General features: G+C 72.0%; 19 protein-coding genes, 1 tRNA gene and 1 pseudogene. 17 read left to right on the top strand and 4 right to left on the bottom strand.

The window, feature by feature from the left end; genetic code table 11:
• Positions 1 to 121 precede the first annotated feature (121 nt).
• The 8 genes from ACFVWU_RS00830 to ACFVWU_RS00795 all read left to right on the top strand — a co-directional run bounded on the left by ACFVWU_RS00830 (position 122) and on the right by ACFVWU_RS00795 (position 5,159).
• Positions 122 to 358, top strand: coding sequence for a hypothetical protein (locus ACFVWU_RS00830; RefSeq protein ID WP_387613610.1), 237 nt, complete (start codon positions 122 to 124; stop codon positions 356 to 358).
• A gap of 347 nt (positions 359 to 705) precedes the next feature.
• Complete coding sequence (locus tag ACFVWU_RS00825) at positions 706 to 1,263, top strand: tRNA adenosine deaminase-associated protein (protein WP_387613607.1); 558 nt, start codon at positions 706 to 708, stop codon at positions 1,261 to 1,263.
• A gap of 26 nt (positions 1,264 to 1,289) precedes the next feature.
• Complete coding sequence (gene tadA, locus ACFVWU_RS00820) at positions 1,290 to 1,817, top strand: tRNA adenosine(34) deaminase TadA (protein ID WP_387613605.1); 528 nt, start codon at positions 1,290 to 1,292, stop codon at positions 1,815 to 1,817.
• A gap of 68 nt (positions 1,818 to 1,885) precedes the next feature.
• A tRNA-Ser gene (locus tag ACFVWU_RS00815) sits at positions 1,886 to 1,972 on the top strand.
• Positions 1,973 to 2,422: 450 nt separating this feature from the next.
• Positions 2,423 to 2,587, top strand: coding sequence for a hypothetical protein (locus ACFVWU_RS00810; protein ID WP_387613602.1), 165 nt, complete (start codon positions 2,423 to 2,425; stop codon positions 2,585 to 2,587).
• Between the two features lie 95 nt (positions 2,588 to 2,682).
• Positions 2,683 to 2,976: a Dabb family protein gene (locus ACFVWU_RS00805; protein ID WP_380612966.1), complete on the top strand. Its 294-nt coding sequence runs from the start codon at positions 2,683 to 2,685 to the stop codon at positions 2,974 to 2,976.
• Positions 2,977 to 3,253: 277 nt separating this feature from the next.
• Positions 3,254 to 4,093 carry a SigB/SigF/SigG family RNA polymerase sigma factor gene (locus ACFVWU_RS00800; RefSeq protein WP_380612981.1) on the top strand — a complete coding sequence of 280 codons (840 nt, stop codon included), beginning with the start codon at positions 3,254 to 3,256 and terminating at the stop codon, positions 4,091 to 4,093.
• A gap of 145 nt (positions 4,094 to 4,238) precedes the next feature.
• Positions 4,239 to 5,159, top strand: coding sequence for an RNA polymerase sigma factor SigF (locus ACFVWU_RS00795; RefSeq protein ID WP_387613600.1), 921 nt, complete (start codon positions 4,239 to 4,241; stop codon positions 5,157 to 5,159).
• A 12-nt stretch (positions 5,160 to 5,171) separates the two neighbouring features.
• Here ACFVWU_RS00795 and ACFVWU_RS00790 read toward each other — a convergent pair whose 3' ends face one another.
• Positions 5,172 to 6,059: a tyrosine-protein phosphatase gene (locus ACFVWU_RS00790; protein ID WP_387613598.1), complete on the bottom strand. Its 888-nt coding sequence runs from the start codon at positions 6,057 to 6,059 to the stop codon at positions 5,172 to 5,174.
• 416 nt (positions 6,060 to 6,475) lie between these two features.
• On the opposite strand from ACFVWU_RS00790, the gene ACFVWU_RS00785 reads away from it, so the two are divergent.
• From ACFVWU_RS00785 to ACFVWU_RS00750, 8 genes and pseudogenes are all read left to right on the top strand, one after another.
• Positions 6,476 to 8,818, top strand: a complete 2,343-nt coding sequence (locus ACFVWU_RS00785; protein ID WP_387613595.1) for a hypothetical protein — start codon at positions 6,476 to 6,478, stop codon at positions 8,816 to 8,818.
• 117 nt (positions 8,819 to 8,935) lie between these two features.
• Complete coding sequence (gene pelF / locus ACFVWU_RS00780; protein WP_387613593.1) at positions 8,936 to 10,450, top strand: GT4 family glycosyltransferase PelF; 1,515 nt, start codon at positions 8,936 to 8,938, stop codon at positions 10,448 to 10,450.
• A gap of 150 nt (positions 10,451 to 10,600) precedes the next feature.
• A complete protein-coding gene (locus ACFVWU_RS00775) occupies positions 10,601 to 12,160 on the top strand; it encodes a hypothetical protein (protein ID WP_387613590.1) in 1,560 nt (519 codons plus the stop codon).
• Positions 12,161 to 12,243: 83 nt separating this feature from the next.
• Positions 12,244 to 13,236, top strand: a complete 993-nt coding sequence (locus ACFVWU_RS00770; protein WP_387613588.1) for an SDR family NAD(P)-dependent oxidoreductase — start codon at positions 12,244 to 12,246, stop codon at positions 13,234 to 13,236.
• Positions 13,237 to 13,311: 75 nt separating this feature from the next.
• Positions 13,312 to 14,013, top strand: a pseudogene (locus ACFVWU_RS00765) (NDP-sugar synthase); the annotation flags it as partial.
• 125 nt (positions 14,014 to 14,138) lie between these two features.
• Positions 14,139 to 15,056 (top strand): NAD-dependent epimerase/dehydratase family protein, encoded by a 918-nt coding sequence (locus tag ACFVWU_RS00760; RefSeq protein WP_387613585.1) that lies wholly within the window; start codon positions 14,139 to 14,141, stop codon positions 15,054 to 15,056.
• On the top strand, positions 15,053 to 15,745 hold the full coding sequence (locus ACFVWU_RS00755; RefSeq protein WP_387613582.1) for a spherulation-specific family 4 protein: 693 nt from the start codon (positions 15,053 to 15,055) through the stop codon (positions 15,743 to 15,745). The genes ACFVWU_RS00760 and ACFVWU_RS00755 overlap by 4 nt, the downstream gene beginning before the upstream one ends.
• A 22-nt stretch (positions 15,746 to 15,767) precedes the next feature.
• Positions 15,768 to 16,772, top strand: a complete 1,005-nt coding sequence (locus ACFVWU_RS00750) for an endo alpha-1,4 polygalactosaminidase (RefSeq protein WP_387613579.1) — start codon at positions 15,768 to 15,770, stop codon at positions 16,770 to 16,772.
• Positions 16,773 to 16,826: 54 nt separating this feature from the next.
• Here ACFVWU_RS00750 and ACFVWU_RS00745 read toward each other — a convergent pair whose 3' ends face one another.
• Positions 16,827 to 17,027, bottom strand: coding sequence for a hypothetical protein (locus tag ACFVWU_RS00745; protein WP_380608747.1), 201 nt, complete (start codon positions 17,025 to 17,027; stop codon positions 16,827 to 16,829).
• A 143-nt stretch (positions 17,028 to 17,170) separates the two neighbouring features.
• Here ACFVWU_RS00745 and ACFVWU_RS00740 point away from each other — a divergent pair, with 143 nt between their 5' ends.
• Positions 17,171 to 18,124: an aldo/keto reductase gene (locus ACFVWU_RS00740; protein ID WP_387613577.1), complete on the top strand. Its 954-nt coding sequence runs from the start codon at positions 17,171 to 17,173 to the stop codon at positions 18,122 to 18,124.
• A gap of 58 nt (positions 18,125 to 18,182) precedes the next feature.
• Here the strand turns inward: ACFVWU_RS00740 and ACFVWU_RS00735 are convergent, their stop codons facing one another.
• On the bottom strand, positions 18,183 to 19,172 hold the full coding sequence (locus tag ACFVWU_RS00735) for a C40 family peptidase (protein ID WP_387613575.1): 990 nt from the start codon (positions 19,170 to 19,172) through the stop codon (positions 18,183 to 18,185).
• Complete coding sequence (locus tag ACFVWU_RS00730; protein WP_387613572.1) at positions 19,169 to 20,470, bottom strand: SPFH domain-containing protein; 1,302 nt, start codon at positions 20,468 to 20,470, stop codon at positions 19,169 to 19,171. Before ACFVWU_RS00730 ends, ACFVWU_RS00735 begins: the two co-directional genes overlap by 4 nt.
• Positions 20,471 to 20,597 lie beyond the last annotated feature (127 nt).

The following is a 20,597-nucleotide window of genomic DNA, read 5'->3' as shown; positions in this document are numbered from 1 at the left end:
GTGCCACAGCCGCCCACCTGCCGGGGTGACACTGCCGTGACGCGCCGTGACACATCGCGGATGTCCGGACGGAACCGTCCCCTGTGGTATCAACCCGCCCGTTCTGGGAATGTCACGTCTTATGACGAGCAACCCGAATGCCGGGGACGGCTCGGCGGACGAGCCCGTCGGCGGGGCGGCCCTTGGCGCCGGCCCGCCGCACGACCCCCCGGAGACCGAGGCGGAACGCCGCAAGCGGCGGGCCGTCTTTCTGCGCGAGCTCGCCGAGGCCCGCGAGCTGAGGGAACGGGTCCAGCCCCGGCGGACCAGGGAACGGCGGATGCGCGAAGCGATGCGCATGCGAACATTCCGGATCTGAAGCGGTTCCGACGCGCTTCCGACGCGGTTCCGTCGGGGAGCCGACGGGGATCGGAACCGGGTCCGACCGGGGTCCGACCCGGGCCCGCGATGGCCGCCGACTCGACCGACCCGACTCCGACGGACGTTCGGACCAAATTTCGACCGCCTTCGGACACTCCTGGCCCGGCTCCGCTGTCCGCCACCCGGTCCTTCCGACACGACCTGCAAAGACGCGCTGCAGAACACCCCCCGCAAGGGCGGGCTTTCTGTCACGATTCCGATGGGACGGTCCGAACAAGCGGACCGCCTCTGGCGCGGGGGCGGCCAGATTTCCGCGTTGCCCGAGCGCGCCGACAGCCGAGACCGATGATCTTGGGAGTGTCCCTGGTGGCGTACTTCGCTGCAGTGCTTGCTCGCACCGAGGACGGGTGGGATGTGAGCGAGACGGAACTCGACGACGTCGAAACCCTGGCCGATCTGGCCGACCTGGCCCGCGACTCCGCGCAGGACGACGACAGCGTCCTGATCTTCATCGAACAGGAGGACTCCTGGTTCGCCATCGTCCGGGTGGACGGTGAGGAGGACCCGCGGATCTTCGTGTCGGACGGCGCCGCCGCCGCCCGCAGCTCCTACGGCTCCGTCCTCACCGACGAGCTGGTCGACCAGGCCGGCGAGAGCGAGTTCGGTGACCTGGACCACCTGCTGGACGAGGCCGAGGAGGCCGAGGACCAGGACGACGAGGACGCGGACGCCCGCGGCGGCGTCCCGGTCGGCCCGCTCGGCGACGCCCACCTGCTCACCGAGTTCGGCCTCGCCGCCGACGAGCTGCTCGCCCTCAGCGGCGAGGGCGCGGTACCCGGCGACGCCCTGGAGGAGATCGCCGAGGCCCTGGGCTGCGGCGAGGTCCTGGAGGCGGTCCGGTAGCGGGCGGATGCCCGACACTGGATGCCATGCAGCCCGCATCCACCGCACTGACCGTCCCGTACGTCCCCCCGCTGCCCGCCCCCGTCCGCCCCGACCCGGTCCGCGACCGCTGGGCGGCGCCGATGCGCCTCGCCATCGCCGAGGCCGCCCTGGCGCCGGCCACCGGTGACGTCCCGGTCGGGGCGCTCGTCCTGGGCCCGGACGGCGAGGTGCTCGGGCGCGGCCACAACGAGCGCGAGGCGGTCGGCGACCCGACCGCACACGCCGAGGTGGTCGCGATCCGGCAGGCGGCGGAGAAGATCGGGGAGTGGCGGCTGAGCGGCTGCACCCTGGTCGTCACGCTGGAGCCCTGCACGATGTGCGCCGGCGCCATCGTGCTGTCCCGGATCGACCGGGTGGTCTACGGCGCCCTCGACGAGAAGGCCGGCGCGGCCGGCTCGCTCTTCGACGTGATGCGCGACCGCCGGCTCAACCACCGCCCCGAGGTGATCTGGGGCGTCCTCGCCGAGGAGTGCGGCGCGCAGCTGCGCGCCTTCTTCGACACCCACCGCTGAGCCCTCGGCCGCGGTCCCCCCGACAACGGATTTCGTGACCGCGCCACCCGTCCGGTAGAGTTCCCCTCGGTAGCGTGTCCGAGCGGCCAAAGGAGCACGCCTCGAAAGCGTGTGTGGGGGCAACTCCACCGTGGGTTCGAATCCCACCGCTACCGCTGGAAAGCCCGAGGGCCCGTCCGATCCGGACGGGCCCTCGGCGTTTCCGCGCACCCTCGGACGCGGAAACGGCTCCGCACTCCGGGCCGATGACCACCGTTGCCCGGCCCGTACGGAGCCTGGAGGGGGGAGCGGCTCGGGGGGACTGACCGCTCCCCCGGCGGAGTCCCACAACCGGTGCCGCGTCGGGGGAAAGCCGCGGCGCCCGGTCCCACAGCGGGGAGCTCCGGATCCACGCACCGGGGGATTCCTGCCAGATCCCCGGTACGCCATCCATCCTGCCGCCCCGGTCCCGTCCGGGCACCCGGAGAAAGGCCCCAGTCGCGGGGACCTTCGTCCCGTCGGACGAACGCGTCGCACACTTGATAGCCCGTCCGGTGGATAAGCTGCCCTGCAGGGCCGCTCGGGCACCCGAATGGCGGCGGCCCACCGCAGGGAGGAAGGTCACGATGGCGCAGGCGAAGAAGATCGGCATGATCCTCCTGCTCATCTTCGTGCTCTACTCGATCATCACCTCACCCGCCCGCTCCGCCGAACTCGTCCAGCTCGGCTTCGAGGGCATCTCGAACGCGGCCAAGGCCGTCGGCACCTTCATGACCGGCCTGATCAAGTAGCGGTCGGCTCGACACCCGGACGGCCCGCGACCGACCCGGGCGCACCGGCTACGGTGGGCGGGACCCTCTACCCCCGTCCGCGAGGAGCGGCAATCGTGATCCGGCACCTGGTCCTGTTCAAGCTCAACGAAGGCGTCACCAAGGACGAAGAGCGCGTGCTCGCCGGCGCCAAGGCGTTCGCCGAGCTCGGTTCGCTGATCCCCGAGCTCCGCGAGTGGGAATGCGGCTGGAACACCACCGAACGGGACATCGCGTACGACTACGCGATCAACAGCCTGGTCGAGGACCGCGAGTCCCTGCAGGCCTACCTGACCCACCCGGCCCACCAGGCCGCGGCGGGCCAGTGGCGCGAGTTCGCCACCTGGGTGATCGCCGACATCGAGGTCTGATCCCCACCGGGCCGTCCCCCGGACGGCCCGCGCCGCCCCGCCCGGCCCCCGGGCGGGGCGTTCTGCTCCGTCCAGGGACGACCCTTGCGGCGATTCGGCAACGGGACCGGTGGAGACCGGGCACCCCACCAACACACCTCCATCGGGTGCTTGCCCGACCTGCGCCCACCTTGTGATGCTATGACCGGTTTTGCCGGACATGGCGAGGTGGTGAACCAGCCGCGACACCCGATCCGCAGGGCCCGCCGTTGTCGACTTTGGGAGGGGTGACGTGTCCGTGGACGAGGTGCTGGCTGCGATCATCAGCCCGGCCGGCGAGCTCCGCCCGGACGGGCTGCGCGGCGCCGGCGGCCGGCCGGCCGTGGACGTACGGACGCTGACCCGGGTGCTGTTCGAGCGGCTCGCCGAGCTGCCGCCGGACGCCCCCGAACGGGAGCGGGTCCGGGCCGCCCTGATCGAGGTGAACATCCCGCTGGTCCGCTACGCGGCCACCCGCTTCCGCAGCCGCAGCGAGCCGATGGAGGACGTCGTCCAGGTCGGCACCATCGGCCTGATCAACGCGATCGACCGCTTCGACCCGGAGCGCGGCGTCCAGTTCCCCACCTACGCGCTGCCGACCATCCTCGGCGAGATCAAGCGCTACTTCCGGGACAACGTCCGCACCATGCACGTCCCGCGCCGGCTCCAGGAGCTGTGGGTCCAGGTCAGCAGCGCCATGGAGGAACTGACGGTGCTGAACGGGCGGGCCCCCAAGGTGCCCGAGATCGCCGCCAGCCTGCGGATCCCCGAGGAGGACGTCCGAGCCTGCCTGGACGCCGGACGGGCCTACAACGCGGCGTCCCTGGAGGCCGCGCAGGAGCACGAGGGCGGGCTCGCCCTGCTGGACCGGCTCGGCTACGAGGACTCCGCGCTCGCCGAGGTCGAGCACCGCGACATGGTCCGCCACCTGCTGGTCCAACTCCCCGAGCGGGAACGGCGAATCGTGATGCTGCGGTTCTTCGCCAACCTCACCCAGTCGCAGATCAGCACCGAGCTGGGGATGTCCCAGATGCACGTCTCCCGGCTGCTCTCGCGGATCCTGACCAGGCTTCGCACCGGCAACTCCTGGGAAGAGTGAGATTGCAGCGCGTTACCCCGGCGTGACATCTTGCGACGTTCGGGTTTGCCGTGGATCGTGTTCCGGTATGCAGGGGGTTGGGCCCTCGCCGGGAACCTCCGTGCGACGGCCCCCGTTCAACTGTCAGTCACAAGGGGGTGGGTGCATGTCCGGAGAGCTGGGCACTGCGGAGATCCACGCTGGTCAGGCCAACGGCACCGTGGTTGCCGAGGAGCGGATCCCGCACCAGCGGGCCACGTCCCTCGAAAGGCCCGTCGCCGAGCCGCCCGGCCCCGGAGCTCCGCCCGAGACGCCGCCCGGCTCCGGGCTGGACACCCGGACGCTCTCCCGCTCGCTTTTCCTGCGGCTGGCCGCCCTGGAACCGGGCAGCGCGGAGCACACCTACGTCCGCGACACCCTGATCGAGCTCAACCTGCCACTGGTCCGGTACGCCTCGGCACGCTTCCGCAGCCGCAACGAGCCGATGGAGGACATCGTCCAGGTCGGCACCATCGGCCTGATCAAGGCGATCGACCGCTTCGACCCGGAGCGCGGGGTCGAGTTCCCCACCTTCGCGATGCCGACCGTGGTCGGCGAGATCAAGCGCTTCTTCCGGGACACCAGCTGGTCGGTCCGGGTGCCGCGGCGGCTCCAGGAGCTGCGGCTGGCGCTCACCAAGGCCGGGGACGAGCTGTCGCAGCGGCTGGACCGCTCTCCCACCGTCGCCGAGCTGGCCACCTGCCTGGGCGTCAGCGAGGAGGACGTGGTCGAGGGCCTCGCGGTGGGCAACGCGTACACCGCGAGCTCGCTGGACTCCAGCCCCGGCGAGGAGGACAGCGAGGGGCCGCTGGCCGAGCGGCTCGGCTACGAGGACCTCGCGCTGGAGGGCGTGGAGTACCGGGAGTCGCTCAAGCCCCTGCTGGCCAAGCTGCCGCCGCGCGAACGCCGGATCATCATGCTGCGCTTCTTCGGCAACCTCACCCAGTCGCAGATCGGCGAGGAGATCGGGATCTCCCAGATGCACGTCTCCCGGTTGCTCACCAGGACACTCACCCAGCTCCGCGCGGGGCTGATCAGCGAGGGCTGACCCCTCGCCGGCTCAACCGCCGCCACCGTCCAGCAGGTTGGTCCGCAGTCCGGTCAGCACGTCCTCGTCCAGCCCGAGCCCCTCCCGCCAGAACGCGTCGAAGCCGCTCCAGCCGGCCTCGACCTCCGTGAAGGCCGCGTCCAGGTAGGCGCGGTCGGCCCGGAAGACCGGCAGGAGGAGCTCGGGCTCGCGCATCAGGCCACGGCTGCCGAAGTCGTCCAGCACCCTCGTCACCACCGGGGCGGAACGCTCGTTGGTGAGCAGGTAGTCGGCGAGTACGGTCTCGCGGTCCACGCCCAGGGCGGTCAGCACCAGCGCGGCGGCCCAGCCGGTGCGGTCCTTGCCGGCCGAGCAGTGGAACAGCAGCGGCACCCCGTCCGGCGCGGCCAGCAGCCGCAGCAGGTCGGCGAAGCGCTCCCGGGCCTGCGCGTCGGTGACGAACCAGCGGTAGAGGCCGGTCATCATCGCGGCCGCCCGGCCGCCGCCGAGCAGGGCGCGCTGCTTGCGCGCGCTGCGGTCGGACAGGGCGCTGCGCAGCGTCAGGTGGATGTCGAAGTCCGTTGCCAGTAGCGGAAGATGGTGCAGGGTCACGCTGCCCGGAAGACGGTCCGGGCCGGCCTCGCGAATCTCCTCGGCACTGCGCAGGTCCACCACCCGGCGCAGGCCCAGCGCGTCCAGCGGTCCGAGGTCCTCGGCGACGACGTGGTTCAGGCCATCACTGCGCAGGGCCACTCCGCCGCGGACCGACCGCCCGTCGGTCGTCCGATAACCGCCCAGATCCCGGGCGTTGACCGCGCCGCGCAGGCCGAGACTGCGCCCGACCAGCACCGCTGCGTCCGGCTCCGGGAGTGCATTCCGTGCGTCTCCGATTCGCTCGGACTCGATCTGCCGATCGGTCACCCGCGCGCCTCCATTGCATATTCAGACTGTCACATGGCACAGCGGTGCCCGATATTGCATGAACCTGTCCGTCAGACCGGCGAGATGTGCAAGGGTGTCATGCGCAACGACGACAGTGTAGGTCTCCTGCGGAACCACCTGAGCCGCACACTCGGTAACCAGCTGTAGCACTCGGCTTCCGTTTTTTCATTTTCAATTCATTATTTGCGCGGGCGGTCCAGTTACGGTCACAATCAGCGCCTCCATGGCTTCGCCATGAACGTTGGTAACAGGTTCGCTGCACTCTCGCCCAATTGGTCCCTCGCACAGTCGACCCTCGACCAGGATGGGCGCCGGGCAGCCTGCTGCCCTCGAACAGCTACACGGGCGGGCGAGCGCAGAGCAGCGCTGCGCCGGCCCCAAGGGGAGGATCAACCATGGGTCGAGCGACCCGAAGAGTTGCCGCTTGCGCAGCGGCAGTTCTGCTGGCCAGCGGCCTGCAGATCACCCTGGCCCACGGCGACACCACGCCGCCCAGGATCGACCTCACCGTCCTGGTCATCGACGACGGGGGTCCGTCCGTCGCGGCGATCACCGCCGAGCTGAAGAGCCAGGGGACGCCGTACAAGGTCGTCAGCCTCAATGACCCCAACCGTCCCGTCATCAACGCGGCTTTCCTGAGCGACACGCTGAACGGGCAGCCGCGGGGGAAGTACCAGGGCATCGTGCTGCCCAACGAAAACCCCTTCCCCAACAGCGCCGCCGAGATGACGGCGATCGCGACCTACGAAGCCGCTTTCAACGTGCGGCAGATTGACGCGTACACCTGGGCCAGCCCGGCCGTCGGTCTGAACTACGCGCAGAATCCCGGTTTCGTCGGGACTCTCGACGGATTCCAGGCCGCCACCACCGCGGCCGGAACTTCGGGCCCGTTCGGGTACCTCAAGGGCAGCGTGCCGTTCGAGGACAACGACCCGAACGTCAGTGAGAGCTACGGCTACCTGGCGACCCCGCTCGCCAATCTGCCGTCCGGCGCCTCCTTCGTCCCGCTGGTCGACGCGCAGATACCCAACTCGACCACCCGCGGTTCGCTGGTCGGTGAGTACACCCACGACGGCCGCAAGGAACTGGTCGTCACCTTCGTCTACAACCAGTACCAGCAGCAGTTCCGGCTGCTGGCCCGCGGCATGGTCGACTGGATCACCCAGGGCGTCCACCTCGGCTACGACCGCAACTACTTCGCCACCCACGTGGACGACGTGTTCCTGGCCGACGACCGCTGGTCCACCACGCTGAAGTGCACCCCCGGTGACGTGACCTGCCCACCGGGCACCCCGGGCACGACCAACCCGATCCGGATGACCCCGGACGACGCCAACTACCTCAAGCAGTGGGAGGCCGCCAACAACTTCACGCTGGACATGGTGTTCAACGGCGGCGGCAGCGAGGACTGGAAGGCCGACAACAACACCACGGTCGACCCGACGGCGAACCAGATGATCGCCGACCAGAACAGCTACCGCTGGGTCAACCACACCTACACCCACCCGTACCTGGGCTGCGTCCAGGACGTCAGCGTGGTGCCGTGGCGCTGCACCAAGGACGCCTCGGGCAACACCGTCTGGGTCGACCAGAACACCATCAACACCCAGATCAAGAACAACTTCGACTGGGCCACCAAGAACGGCCTGAACGTCGACCCGCAGGTCCTCGTCACCGGCGAGCACTCCGGTCTGCTGACCGCCCCGCAGGAGACCAGCGACAACCCGAACCTGGCGCCGGCGCTCGCCGCCAACGGCATCAAGTTCACCGGCAGCGACGCCTCCCGGGAGCCCGCCCAGCGGGCCGTCGGCACGTCCACGCTGACCGTGCCGCGGTACCCGATGAACGTCTTCTACAACGCCGGCTCGGCGCAGGAGGAGGCCGACGAGTACAACTGGATCTACACCAGCAAGGCCAACGGCGGCAGCGGCGTCTGCGAGAACAACGCCAACTCCACCTGCCTGCCCGCGCCGCTGGACACCACCACCGGCTACCAGTCGTACATCGTGCCGCTGGAGGCCCGGATCGACCTCGGCCACGTGCTGAGCAACGACCCGCGGCCGCACTTCGTGCACCAGTCGAACCTGTCCGAGGGCCGCATCCTGTACCCGGTGCTGGAGAAGATCCTCGGCACCTACCGCGGGCTGTACGCCGACAACGCCCCGATCGTGAACCTCGGTGAGCGCGAGATCGGCCAGGAGTTCCAGAAGCGCGCGGCCTGGAACAACGCCGTCGCCGCAGGCCAGGTCACCGCGTACAAGATCGGCAACAGCGTCACCGTCAGCGCGCCGGCCGGTGTTCAGGTCCAGGCCACCATGCCGACCGGAACTACTCAGAAGCTGGCCATCGGTTCGACCGCCTTCGGTTCGGCCTATGCCGGTACGCTCTCCGGCTGGGTGTCCCCGGGCGCCCTGCAGAGCAGCGTCGCCCTGCAGCTCCCCTCCGGCAGCGCGCCGGCCGCCCCGGCCGCCGTGGCGCCGAGCATCGCGGCCAAGTCCGTCCCGGCCCCGGCCCCGGCGGACAAGAAGGTCGTGCCGCAGGGTGTCGCCACCCCGGTCCCGGTGGGCCCGAGCGACACCACCCGCAAGCCCGCGAAGTCCCTCGTCCCCGGCAGCGGAACCCCGGTGCCCGGCAAGGGAGTCGTGAGCACCAGCACCGGCCAGGACAACCAGTCCGGCAAGGCCTCTGGGGGGACGGCCTCGCACGGCAGCACCACCGGGCGCCCCGGCAACCGGTAACCCGTACCACCCGCTGGCGGGGGGGGGGGGGGGGCCCCCGCCCCCCCCCCCGCCACGGCTCCCGCTCCGGCCACCCAGGCCGGACAACCGACGCAAGAACAGGAGGGGGGACAGGAGATGCGCGTCACCCTGCTCACCGAGGGGACGTATCCGCACCAGCACGGCGGCGTGAGCGTCTGGTGCGACCAGCTCGTTCAAGGCATGCCGGACGTCGACTTCGACGTCATCGCCGTCACCGGCACCGGCCAGGAGGCACTGGCCTGGGAACTGCCGGCCAACGTACGGTCGGTCACCACCGCGCCGCTGTGGGGCCCTGCCGCGGAGGCCCGTCCGCCGCGCGGCAAGGAGATGCGGCGCTTCCTCAACGCGTACGAGCGCTTCCTGCACTCCATCCTCGACCCGGTCTACACCACCCACTTCGGCACCGAGCTGTACGGCTTCGCCGACCTCGCCCGGCGCGGGCTGCTCAGCCCGGCGCTGCGCAGCGAGCGCGCCCTGCGCACCCTCCAGCACGTGTGGACCCGCGACTACCTGCCCACCGCCGTCTCCCGACCCACCCTGCACGACGCGCTGAACGCCACCGACCTGCTGGAGCACGCCCTGCGGCCGCTCTCGGTCGACCCGCCCACCGACGGCGTCGCCCACGCGGCCAGCGGCGGCCTGGCCACCCTGCCCGGGCTGATCGCCGCCCAGCAGTACGGCGTACCGTTTCTGCTCACCGAGCACGGCATCTACCTGCGCGAGCGCTACCTCGGCTACCGCACCGGCCCCTACCGCTGGCCGGTCAAGGCGCTGCTGCTCGGCTTCTACCGGATGCTCGCCGAGGAGAGCTACCGGCAGGCCGCGCTGGTCACCCCCGGCAACCGGTACAACCGGCGCTGGGAGGAGCGCGGCGGCACGCCGTCCGCCCACATCCGCACCGTCTACAACGGGGTGGACCCGGCCGCCTTCCCGCCGGCCGGGCCCGAGCCCGAGACGCCGACCCTCAGCTGGGCCGGCCGGGTCGACCCGATCAAGGACCTGGAGACGCTGATCCGGGCCTTCGCCATCGTCCACCGTGAGATCCCCGAGGCGCGGCTGCGGCTCTTCGGGGGCACTCCCAAGGGCGGCGAGGCGTACCGGGACGGCTGCATAGCCCTGGCCGCCGAGCTCGGCATAGCCGACTCGGTGGCCTTCGAGGGCCGCGTCGCCGACATCACCGACGCGTACGCGGCGGGCAACGTGGTGATGCTCTCCAGCATCAGCGAGGGCTTCCCGTTCACCCTGATCGAGGCGATGTCCTGCGGCCGCGCGACCGTCTCGACCGACGTCGGCGGCGTGCGCGAGGCCGTCGGCGACACCGGCCTGGTCGTCCCGCCGCGCGAGCCGGAACCGATGGCGGCCGCCGCGATCGAGCTGCTGCGCGACCCCGAACGGCGCGCCCGGCTCGGCGAGGGGGCCCGGCTGCGGGTCATCGAGCAGTTCACGCTCCGCCAGAACATCGACGGCTTCCGGGGCATCTACACCGAGCTCCTCGGCACCTCCCGCTGGATGCCCGGCGGCGTGGTGGCCGTCACCGACGAAGTCCCCAGCCCCGACTGGAACGAGCAGTTGGCCGCCGCCCAGCCCCAGCCGAGCGAGGTGGGCGCGTGAGCGAGCGGAGCGAGCGAACCATGAAGAGGTGCGTGTACCGCGAAGCGGCCGCCGAGCGCAGCGAGGTGGGCGCGTGAGCGAGCGGAGCGAGCGAACCATGAAGAGGTGCGTGTACCGCGAAGCGGCCGCCGAGCGCAGCGAGGTGGGCGCATGAGCGGTCCGATCAGGCTCGTTCCCGACGAGGGCGGCGCCGAGCGGACGATGCAGCTGCGCACCCTGCCGCTGAAGCTCCGCCGCCCCGCCCCGCCCGTCGAGCCCGAGCCCGCGGAGCAGCTCGGCCTCTCCGCCGACCCGCTGGACGAGCTCGCCGAGCGCCTGCGGGACATCTGCGCCGACGCCGTCCACCCGTACGAGATCGCAGCCTTTCTGGAGTCCGACGGCCTCTCCGACGAGCAGGCCGCCCTGCTGTACGGCCGCCCCGACGCGTTCACCGTCGCCGAGGAGCTGTTCGAGAAGGTCGAGCGCCACTACCCCGGCCCGAGCTCCGAGTTCGCCAACCCCTGGCGGGCCGACCCCTGGCGCTGTGTGGTGCGCGGCCTGGTGTTCGCCCTGCCCGGGCTCGGCTACCTGCTCGGCGCCAACCTGTTCGCGACCACCCGGATGCGCTTCGGCCTGCCCTCGGGCATGCTCGCGCTGTCCGTCGCCACCCTGGTCAGCTGGGGCTTCAACCAGGCCCTGGCGCACCGCGCGTACCGCTGGCTGGGCCGGCTGCGCCGCCGGGAGGCCGCGGTCTGCCTGGCCGTCGGCGCGCCGGTCGGCGCGCTGCTCGCCTCGGCGGCGGCGTACGTGGTCGGCGGGCCGCTCGACGCGCTGTGGTTCGCCGCCGGGCAGTCCTGCTACCTGGGCGCGGCCACCGCGCTGCTGGTGCTCGGGCGGGAGAAGTTCCTGCTGCTGGCGCTGGCACCGGCCTCGGTCGGCGCGGGCGTGGTGCTGGCGGTCGACGTCCCGCAGGTGGTCCGTACGGTGGTGCTGCTCGCCTCGGTGGCGCTGGCGGTCGGACTGGCCGTGCGCGAGCTGCTGGTCGCCGCGCGCGGCGGCGAACGGGACGGCGTGGAGCTGAAGCTGGCGGTGAGCCAGGAGCTCCCGCACCTGCTGTTCGGCCTGGCCTGCGGCGCGCTGACGCTGATCGCCGGCCTCGGCGAGACCATCCACCAGGCCGTGCACGCCGCCTCCCACGTCGTGCACACCCCGGCGCAGCTCGTGCACGCCCGTCCTGTGCACGAGGTGAAGACCACCCCGACCGGCCCGGCCATGATCGCGCTGACGCTCAGTCTCGGCCTGGCCGAGTGGCTGCTGTTCCGCTACCGGGCGATGGCCGTGGCCGCGCTGCGCACCAGCCACACCACCGGGCAGTTCACCCGCCGCACCGGCGGGATCCTGCTCGGCTGCCTGTTCATCTACCTCACCACCGTGGCCGCGCTGGACGCCGCCGCGACCGTGCTGTGGCCGGGCGCCCCCTCGCTCGGCGTGCCGCAGCTCGGCGCGATGCTGCTCCTGGGCGGCTCGCTCTGGCTGGCGCTGCTGCTGAACGCCTTCGGGTTCAGCTGGAGCACCGCCCTCATCTGTCTGGCCGCCGCGGTCGCCGAGAGCGCCGGGCTGCTGACCGGTGCGGACCCGATCGTCCTGCAGCTGATCGGCTGCGGGGCGGCCGCACTCGTCCTCACCGCCATCGCCGGGCCCGCGCTCGGCCGCACCACCCAACACCGCTGAAAAGTCCGCCTCAGCCGAGGCACCACCGGCCGACCACCACAGAGCGTCGTGCCGTCCCCGTACATCGAGAAAGCGAATCCCGCATGAGCAGCGTCGCGGTTACCGGAGCCGAGGGCTTCATCGGCTCCCACCTCGTCGAGACCCTGGTCGCCGACGGGCACCACGTCCGCGCGATGGTCCAGTACAACTCCTTCTCCTCCTTCGGCTGGCTGGAGACCCTCTCCGAGGAGGTGCTGGACTCGGTCGAGATCATCCTCGGCGACGTCCGGGACCCGGGCTCGGTCAACGGCCTGGTCAAGGGCACCGAGGCGGTCTACCACCTGGCCGCCCTGATCGCGATCCCGTACTCCTACCGCGCCCCCCACTCGTACGTGGACACCAACGTCACCGGCACCCTGAACGTGCTGGAGGCGGTGCGCCACCTGGAGATCCCGCGCCTGGTGCACACCTCCACCAGCGAGACCTACGGCACCGCGCAGACCGTGCCGATCACCGAGGACCACCCGATCAACACCCAGTCCCCGTACGCCGCCTCCAAGGCCGGCGGGGACCGACTGGCCGACAGCTACCACGCCAGCTTCGAGACCCCGGTCGTCACCCTGCGCCCGTTCAACACCTTCGGCCCGCGCCAGTCGATGCGCGCCGTCATCCCCACCGTGATCGCCCAGGTCGCGGCCGGCCAGACCGAGATCACCCTCGGCGACCTGCGCCCGACCCGCGACTTCATGTTCGTCAAGGACACCGCCAACGCCTTCCGCACGGTCGGCACCGCGCCCGCCGAGACCGTGGTCGGCCGGACCTTCAACGCCGGCACCGGCGGCGAGATCTCGGTCGGCGACCTGGTCACCCTGGTCGGCAAGCTGATGGGCGTGGACCTGGTGGTGAAGGAGGACGAGCAGCGCATCCGTCCGACCAACTCCGAGGTCATGCGCCTGGTCGCGGACGCCACCCGGCTGCGCGAGGCCACCGGCTGGGCGCCGCGGTTCACGCTGGAGCAGGGCTTGGAGCAGACCATCGAGTTCTTCCGCGACCCGGCCAACCTGGCCCGCTACAAGACCGACATCTACAACGTCTGACCCGCCTCGAACGATCATGCTCGTCCTGGTAACCGGGATTCGTGTCCTACAGATCCTTTCCGTGGGGGAAACACCATGCACGCAGTGATCCTGGCCGGCGGTAAGGGCGTCCGCCTCCGCCCGTACACCACCGCGCTTCCCAAGCCGCTCGTCCCGATCGGCGACCAGCACGCGATCCTGGAGATCGTGATGCGCCAGCTCGCCGCCGCGGGCTTCAAGACCGTCACCCTGGCCATCGGCCACCTCGGCCACATCATCCGCGCGTACGTCGGCAACGGCTCCCAGTGGGGCCTGCGGGTCGGCTACGCCGTCGAGGACAGCCCGCTCGGCACCATGGGCCCACTGCTCACCATGCAGGACCGCCTGCCCGAGCACTTCCTGGTGATGAACGGAGACATCCTCACCGACCTGGACTTCGCCGGGGTGCTCAAGCACCACGAGGCATCCGGCGCCCCGCTGACCATCGCCACCTACGCCCGCCAGGTGAAGATCGACTTCGGTGTGCTGACCGCCGACTCCGGCACCATCACCGGCTTCCAGGAGAAGCCCAGCATCGACTACCGCGTCTCGATGGGCGTGTACGGCGTCTCGCGCGCGGCGCTCGCCAAGTACACCCCCGGCCTGCCGCTGGGCTTCGACGAGCTGGTGCTCGACCTGCTGGCCGCCGACACCCCGCCGGCCGCCTACGACTTCGGCGGCTACTGGCTGGACATCGGCCGCCCGGACGACTACGACCGGGCCAACGCCGAGTTCGCCGGCATCCGCCCGGTGCTGATGCCCTTCGAGTCGACCGGCGTCGTGCCGGGCGTCGCGGAGCTGCCGGTCCCGGCCGCCCGCACCGCCGCGGAGGACACGGTCGAGGAGCCCGTCGCCGCGGGTGCCGAGAGTGACGGACGGGCCGCGTGAGGATTCTGCTGCTCGGCGGCGACGGCTTCCTCGGCCGTCACGCCTCCGCCGTCCTGCGGTCGTTGCCCGGGGCCACCGTGCTGACCGCGGGCCGACGGCCCGCCCACGACCTCCGGCTGGACCTGGGCACCGCCCAGGCCGGCCCGCTCGGCGAGGAACTGGCCGCGCTGGCCCCCGACGTGGTGGTCAACTTCGCCGGCGCGGTGGCCGGCAGTGCGGTCAAGCTGGCCGAGGTGAACGCCCGCGGCCCGGCGGTGCTCTGCGAGGCGCTTTCCCTGGGCGCCTCGAAGGCCCGCCTGGTGCACATCGGCTCGGCCGGCGAGTACGGCGTCTGCGCCGAGGGCAGCTCGCTGTCCGAGGAGGCCGACGCCCGCCCGGTCGGCGTGTACGGCGCGACCAAGCTGGCCGGCTCCCTCGCGGTGGCCGGCTCGTCGCTGGACGCGGTGGTGCTGCGGGTGTTCAACCCGGTCGGCCCGGGCGCCCCGGCGGGCTCGCTGCCCGGCCGGCTGGCGGCCGAGCTGCGCCGGGTGCAGCCCGAGGGCGCCGAGGCCGTGGTCACGGTCGGGGACCTCTCCGCCTACCGCGACTTCGTCGACGCCCGGGACATCGCCGACGCGGTCGGTCTGGCGGTCACCGCCGACCGTCCGCTTCCCCGGGTGCTCAACCTCGCCTCCGGGCGGGCCCGTCAGGTCCGGGCGATCGCCGACGGACTGGTCGCGGCGGCCGGCTTCACCGGCCGGATCGACGAGAGCGGCACCGGTTCCGAGCGCTCGGCCGCGGTCTCCTGGCAGCAGGCCGACGTGTCGGCCGCCGCCCGGGAGCTCGGCTGGCGCCCGGCGACGGACCTCGCCGACACCCTGCGCGACCTGTGGCTCAGCACCGCCGAGCACCCCCCGACCCCGGTGGTCGCATGACCGGGACCACCCCCGACGGCCGCCTGCTGGTGCCGCTGTACGTCCACCCCGCGGTGGACCCGGCGGCCTGGCGGGCGGTCGCCGCCGCCGACCCCGCCCGGATCGCCGCCGTGGTGCTCAACCTCGCGGACGGTCCGGGCGAGGTGCCGGACAACGTCTTCGCCGAGGCCGCCGAGGAACTCCGCGCGGCCGGCCTGCCGTTGGTCGGCTACACCGACACCGACTACGGCCGCAGGTCGCACGCGGCCGTGGTCGCGGACATCCTGACGTACCGTCAGCGCCACGGCATCACCGGCGTGTACCTCGACCAGGTCGCCACCCACCCGGGCGCGTTGCCGCACTACCGGCGACTGGCGACAGCCGCCCGGGCGGCCGGCTGCGGCACCGTGGTGTTCGGCCATGGCGAGCACCCGGACCCCGGCTACGCCGAGGTCGGCCTGGCCGACCTGTTGGTCACCTTCGAGGGCGACTGGGACACCTACCGCACCATGACGCTGCCGCTGTGGACCGGCCGTCACGCGGCCTCGCGCTTCTGCCACCTGGTCTACGACGTCCCGGTCGACGCCGCCCTGGACGCCTCCGCACTGATCGCCGCCCGGCGCGCGGGCGTCGGCTGCGCCGTACCCGGCGCCGGCGAGAACCCGTGGCGCACCCTGCCGTACGGTCTGACTGCCGCTGAACTGACCTGACCCGATCCGGAGTTCGACTACCGTGAACCGCCGTACCCGGCTCCTGCCGGCCGCCCTGGCCCTCGCCACCGCCACCGCCCTGCTGGTCAGCTCGTGCAGCAGCTCCGGTTCGGAGGACGACCAGGACTCGGCCGACGGCAGCCCGAGCAACTCTCCCGCGGCCACCGCGCCGAGCACCCCCGGCACCCCGTCCGCCACGGACACCCCGGGCACCCCCGGCACCACCGGTGGGACCACGGCCCCGGGCACACCCGGCGCCACCACCGCTCCCGCCACCCCGCCGGGGAGCAGCACCCCGCCCGGCACCACCGCCCCGGCCCCGGCCGGCGCCCGCTGGCAGCCCACCCCGGGCCTGGCCTGGCAGTGGCAGCTGGGCGGCACCGTGGACCAGTCGGTGGACGTCCCGGTCTACGACATCGACGGCTTCGAGAACGACGCCTCGGTGGTGGCCGCGCTGCACGCCAAGGGCCGCAAGGTGATCTGCTACATCAACGCCGGGTCCTGGGAGGACTTCCGCCCCGACTCCAACGCCTTCGCCAAGGCCCTGCAGGGCTCGGACACCGGCTGGAAGGGCGAGAAGTGGTTCGACATCCGCAAGCTCGACCAGCTGAAGCCGCTGATGGCGGCCCGTTTCGACATGTGCAGGAGCAAGGGCTTCGACGCCATCGAGCCGGACACCATCGAGGCCTACAACCAGAACAGCGGCTTCCCGCTGACCCCCGACGACCAGCTCGCGTACAACCGCATGCTGGCCCAGCTCGCGCACGAGCGCGGCCTGGCCATCGGCCTGAAGAACGACCTGGACCAGATCCCCGCGCTGCTGCCGGACTTCGACTTCGCGGTCAACGAGCAGTGCTCGCAGTACGACGAGTGCGACCGCGTCTCACCCTTCATCAAGGCGGGCAAGGCGGTGTTCCACGTCGAGTACAAACTCGACACGGACCAGTTCTGCGCCAAGACCAAGGCGCTGGGCTTCAGTTCGATGCAGAAGAAGCTCGACCTCGACGCCTGGCGCAAGCCCTGCTAGGGCCTGTGCTTCCCGTCGCGCGGGTGACCCGGACCAGGGCCACCCGCGCGAGGGTCACTTGACCGCGAGCCAGACGACGGCGCCCAGGACGACCAGGGCGACGACGGCGACCAGCGCGATCACGCCGGTGCGACTCTTGTTGTTGGTGCTGCCGTAGGTGGAGACGGAGCCCGGTGCCTGGCGCGCCGGGCTCTCGTCGACGAACGCCCGGAACATCTGGGTGCTACCGGCGGGGTCGTAGTCGTTGTCAGCCATGGCACGGACTCTAACGAATCAGCCCACCTCAGGCACACCCCGGACCCCTCCTCCGGCGGCCGCACCACTCCCCCGTGCGACGGACGGGTGAACAGCGCGCGACTCCCGGAATTCGCTGCCGGGCAGTCGGGTTGACTGCGGACATGACCGGAAACCACAGCCGGGTCCGCCTCGGCAACTCCGACCTGTCCGTCTACCCGCTCGCCCTCGGCGGCAACGTCTTCGGCTGGACGGCCGACGAACAGCAGTCCTTCGCCGTACTGGACGCCTACGCGGCCGCCGGCGGCAACTTCCTCGACACCGCCGACGCCTACTCCGCCTGGGCCCCGGGCAACACCGGCGGCGAGTCCGAGACCGTCATCGGCGACTGGTTGCGCAGCCGCGGCAACCGCGACGACATCGTGATCGCCACCAAGGTCGGCTTGCACCCCGACGCGAAGGGGCTGGGCGCGGCCAACATCAAGGCCTCCGCCGAGGCCTCGCTGCGCCGCCTGGGCGTGGAGCGGATCGACCTGTACTACACCCACCGGGACGACGGGACCCCGGTCGAGGAGTTCGTCACCGCGCTGGACGGGCTGGTCCGCGAGGGCAAGGTCCGGGCGGTCGCCGCCTCCAACATCTCCGCCGAGCGGCTGGCCGAGTCGCTGGCCTTCGCCGAGCGCGAGGGCCTGGCCAAGTACGTCGCGGTCCAGCCGCACTACAACCTGGTTTCCCGTGGAACATTCGAGGGCCCGCTGGCCGACGTGGTCGCCGAGCACGGCCTCGCCACCGTCCCGTACTACGCGCTCGCCTCGGGCTTCCTGACCGGCAAGTACCGCCCCGGCGGCCCGAACGTGGACAGCGCCCGTGCCGAGGGCGCCGCCCGCTACCTGGCCGAGCCGCGCGGCCCCAAGGTGCTGGAGGCGCTGGACTCGGTCGCCGCCGAGCACGACGCGGCCCCCGCCTCCGTCGCCCTGGCCTGGCTCGCCGCCCGCCCGACGGTCGCCGCCCCGATCGCCAGCGCCCGCACCGTCGACCAGCTGCCCCCGCTGCTGGCCGCCACCGAGCTGAAGCTCACCCCGGAGCAGACCGCCCTGCTGGACGCCGCCTCCCGGTGAACACGACCGGGCCCCCGACAGCGGAGCGCCGTCGGGGGCCCGGGGCCGTGTCCCGGGGCTACGGCCGCCCGAAGTGGGTCGGGTAGTAGCCCGAGTCGAGCGTCGATATCCGGACGGTCTTGCCCGGCCGGGGCGCCTCCACGAACGTGCCGCCGCCCAGGTAGATCCCCACGTGGTGGATTCCCGAGGCCCGGCCGCTGTCCGACCAGAACACCAGGTCACCGCGGCGCAGCTGCCCCGCGCTGATCGGCGTGGTCGCCGCGTACTGGTCGTCGGCCACCCGCGGCAGGCTTATCCCGCTGCGCCGGTAGGCCTGTTGGACCAGCCCGGAGCAGTCGTAGCCGGACGGGCCGTTGCCGCCCCAGAGGTACGGCTTGCCCAGCTGGGCGAGCGCGTAGCCGATGGCCGCCTCCGTGCTCCCGGAGGACGCCGTGGCGTCCGAGGACGGCCGGCTGGGAGCCGGGGCCGAACCGTCGCCGGACTGCCCGGTGCGGCTGGCGTAGACGTCGTAGTGGCCGGTCCAACGCCACTCACCACTGCCGTTCTTGAACCAGTACTTCGAACCGTCCCAGCCCTGGCTCAGCCCCCAGGAGGAGGCCGAGCCGTTCGAGACGGCCTTGGCCGCGGAGCCGCCGGAACCGCTGGGACCGGCGGAACCTCCGCCGGACTGCCCGGTGCGGCTGGCGTAGACGTCGTAGTGGCCGGTCCAGCGCCACTCACCACTGCCGTTCTTGAACCAGTACTTCGAACCGTCCCAGCCCTGCTTGCCGGCCGCGGCGTGCGCGGACCCGGCACCGGCCGTCAGGCCGACCACGCCGGCGCCCGCCAGCACGGTGGTGGTCAGGCAGGTGCTTCGCACGGCGCGGTGTATTCGGCCGCCGCCGGGCGCCGCCGCGGCGCGGGCGGTGCGCGGCCGGCCCGCGCAGTTCGGGCAGCCGCAACCCGTCATCGCGGGGATGCTGCCGAGGCGCTCCTCGAAGCCGATCAGACCGGGATCCGCGTCGAGGTCGACGTCGGGATCGGCGTACGCGCCGGTGGCTATCCTCATGCGGGTCGTCCTTCCTTCCGCCCGGCCCGGGCGGCCGGGGGCGGTACCGAGGCGGCCACTCCGGCCGGGGCGACGAAGGCGACCAGCAACTGCTCCATCAACGCGCTGCGGGCGGCCTCGTCCAGTTCGTGCGCGGTCGCGCGCTCCAGCCGTCGGACGGCCAGTGCCGCCGCCTCGACCGCGTCGTCGACCATGACGGTCCGCAGGCCCGCGTCCAGGTCGGCCAGTCGGCGCCGGCGCATCGACTCGGAGACCTCGGGCGCGTAGTCCAGCGCCAGCGGCTGCACCGAGTAGACCTCCAGGCCGGCCGGGGCGGCCTCGGCGGCCAGCGCACGGGTCATCTCACCGGCGAACCACTGCCCGTCGCGCAGCGCGGGCCCGGGCGCCGCGTTGCTGTCGCACGGCAGGGTGGACGCGGTGCGGGTGAGCACCGCCTGGACCTGCTCGCGCAGGTAGCGCTCGTGGTCCTCGATCGCCATCAGCGCCCGCGCGGTGTCCTTGACCCGCCAGACGATCAGCAGTCGGACGACGATCGGGGTGCCGGTGCGGTCGACCACCTTGACCGGCTCGCTGCGCCAGTGCCGCAGCCGCACGTCCACCCGGCGGCGGCGCAGCAGCGGGTTGACCCACACCAGCCCGGTCCTGCGCACCGTGCCCCGGTAGCGGCCCCAGCGGGTCAGCACCCGGGTCTCGCCGCCCGCGTTCGCCAGCAGGCCGGCGAGCACGAACACCACCAGCAGGCCGACCGCGCTGACCACGGCGATCGCCTGGGCGTCCACCTCGGCCCGGCCGCTCTCCTCGGCGGCGGAGCCGCGCAGTTCGGGCAGCGCGTCCCAGTGCGGGATGACCCCGGTGCGCAGCAGCACGTACGCCACACCGGCCAGGCCCAGCAGGGCCACCAGCAGGGCGACCCAGCCGGGCAGGGTGGTGGCGTTGTGCTCGCGCAGCGTCTGGTCGGCCCGCGGGGGGCGCCGCGAGGTGGCGGCGGCGGGCGCGCCGGCGACGACCTCGGGGAGTTCGACGGTCTCCGGGACGGCCACCTTCAGCGGATCCCGCAGGTCGGCCGGGCTGGCGGGGGACAAACCGCTGGCAGGGGACGGCCCGGGGACGACGGCCAGCGCAGTGGTCGCCGGTCCGCCGTCGGCCGGGAGGAGGACCGGCTTGGCGGCCTTGGCCGCTTTGACGGTCGAGACCCTGTCCAGCGGGCCGGCGCCGGGAGTGGAACGTTCCGGCAAGGCCGGAGGCAGCGCCTCGGGCAGGCTGTCGGGTCGCTGCGAAGAATCGCGGGTGACGTCCATGCACGGATCCTCTGGGTCGGTGTGTCGCGCAACGGGCGGCCCGGATCTGACGGGCAGTGCCGGAATCAGGCTAAGTTCATACGTCATCAAATGCGACATTTAAGCGGAGGTGTGTCGACATTTCCTG

The sequence above is a fragment of the Kitasatospora sp. NPDC058190 genome (assembly GCF_042883685.1).
Lineage (GTDB): Bacteria > Actinomycetota > Actinomycetes > Streptomycetales > Streptomycetaceae > Kitasatospora.
This window is presented reverse-complemented; position numbering and strand designations above follow the sequence as displayed.

Coding starts and splice junctions, on each gene's coding strand:
- ACFVWU_RS00830 (WP_387613610.1), top strand. CDS start 122: ATGACGAGCAACCCGAATGCCGGGGACGGCTCGGCGGACGAGCCCGTC.
- ACFVWU_RS00825 (WP_387613607.1), top strand. CDS start 706: ATGATCTTGGGAGTGTCCCTGGTGGCGTACTTCGCTGCAGTGCTTGCT.
- tadA (WP_387613605.1), top strand. CDS start 1,290: ATGCAGCCCGCATCCACCGCACTGACCGTCCCGTACGTCCCCCCGCTG.
- ACFVWU_RS00810 (WP_387613602.1), top strand. CDS start 2,423: ATGGCGCAGGCGAAGAAGATCGGCATGATCCTCCTGCTCATCTTCGTG.
- ACFVWU_RS00795 (WP_387613600.1), top strand. CDS start 4,239: ATGTCCGGAGAGCTGGGCACTGCGGAGATCCACGCTGGTCAGGCCAAC.
- ACFVWU_RS00785 (WP_387613595.1), top strand. CDS start 6,476: ATGGGTCGAGCGACCCGAAGAGTTGCCGCTTGCGCAGCGGCAGTTCTG.
- pelF (WP_387613593.1), top strand. CDS start 8,936: ATGCGCGTCACCCTGCTCACCGAGGGGACGTATCCGCACCAGCACGGC.
- ACFVWU_RS00775 (WP_387613590.1), top strand. CDS start 10,601: ATGAGCGGTCCGATCAGGCTCGTTCCCGACGAGGGCGGCGCCGAGCGG.
- ACFVWU_RS00770 (WP_387613588.1), top strand. CDS start 12,244: ATGAGCAGCGTCGCGGTTACCGGAGCCGAGGGCTTCATCGGCTCCCAC.
- ACFVWU_RS00755 (WP_387613582.1), top strand. CDS start 15,053: ATGACCGGGACCACCCCCGACGGCCGCCTGCTGGTGCCGCTGTACGTC.
- ACFVWU_RS00745 (WP_380608747.1), bottom strand. CDS start 17,027: ATGGCTGACAACGACTACGACCCCGCCGGTAGCACCCAGATGTTCCGG.
- ACFVWU_RS00740 (WP_387613577.1), top strand. CDS start 17,171: ATGACCGGAAACCACAGCCGGGTCCGCCTCGGCAACTCCGACCTGTCC.
- ACFVWU_RS00735 (WP_387613575.1), bottom strand. CDS start 19,172: ATGAGGATAGCCACCGGCGCGTACGCCGATCCCGACGTCGACCTCGAC.
- ACFVWU_RS00730 (WP_387613572.1), bottom strand. CDS start 20,470: ATGGACGTCACCCGCGATTCTTCGCAGCGACCCGACAGCCTGCCCGAG.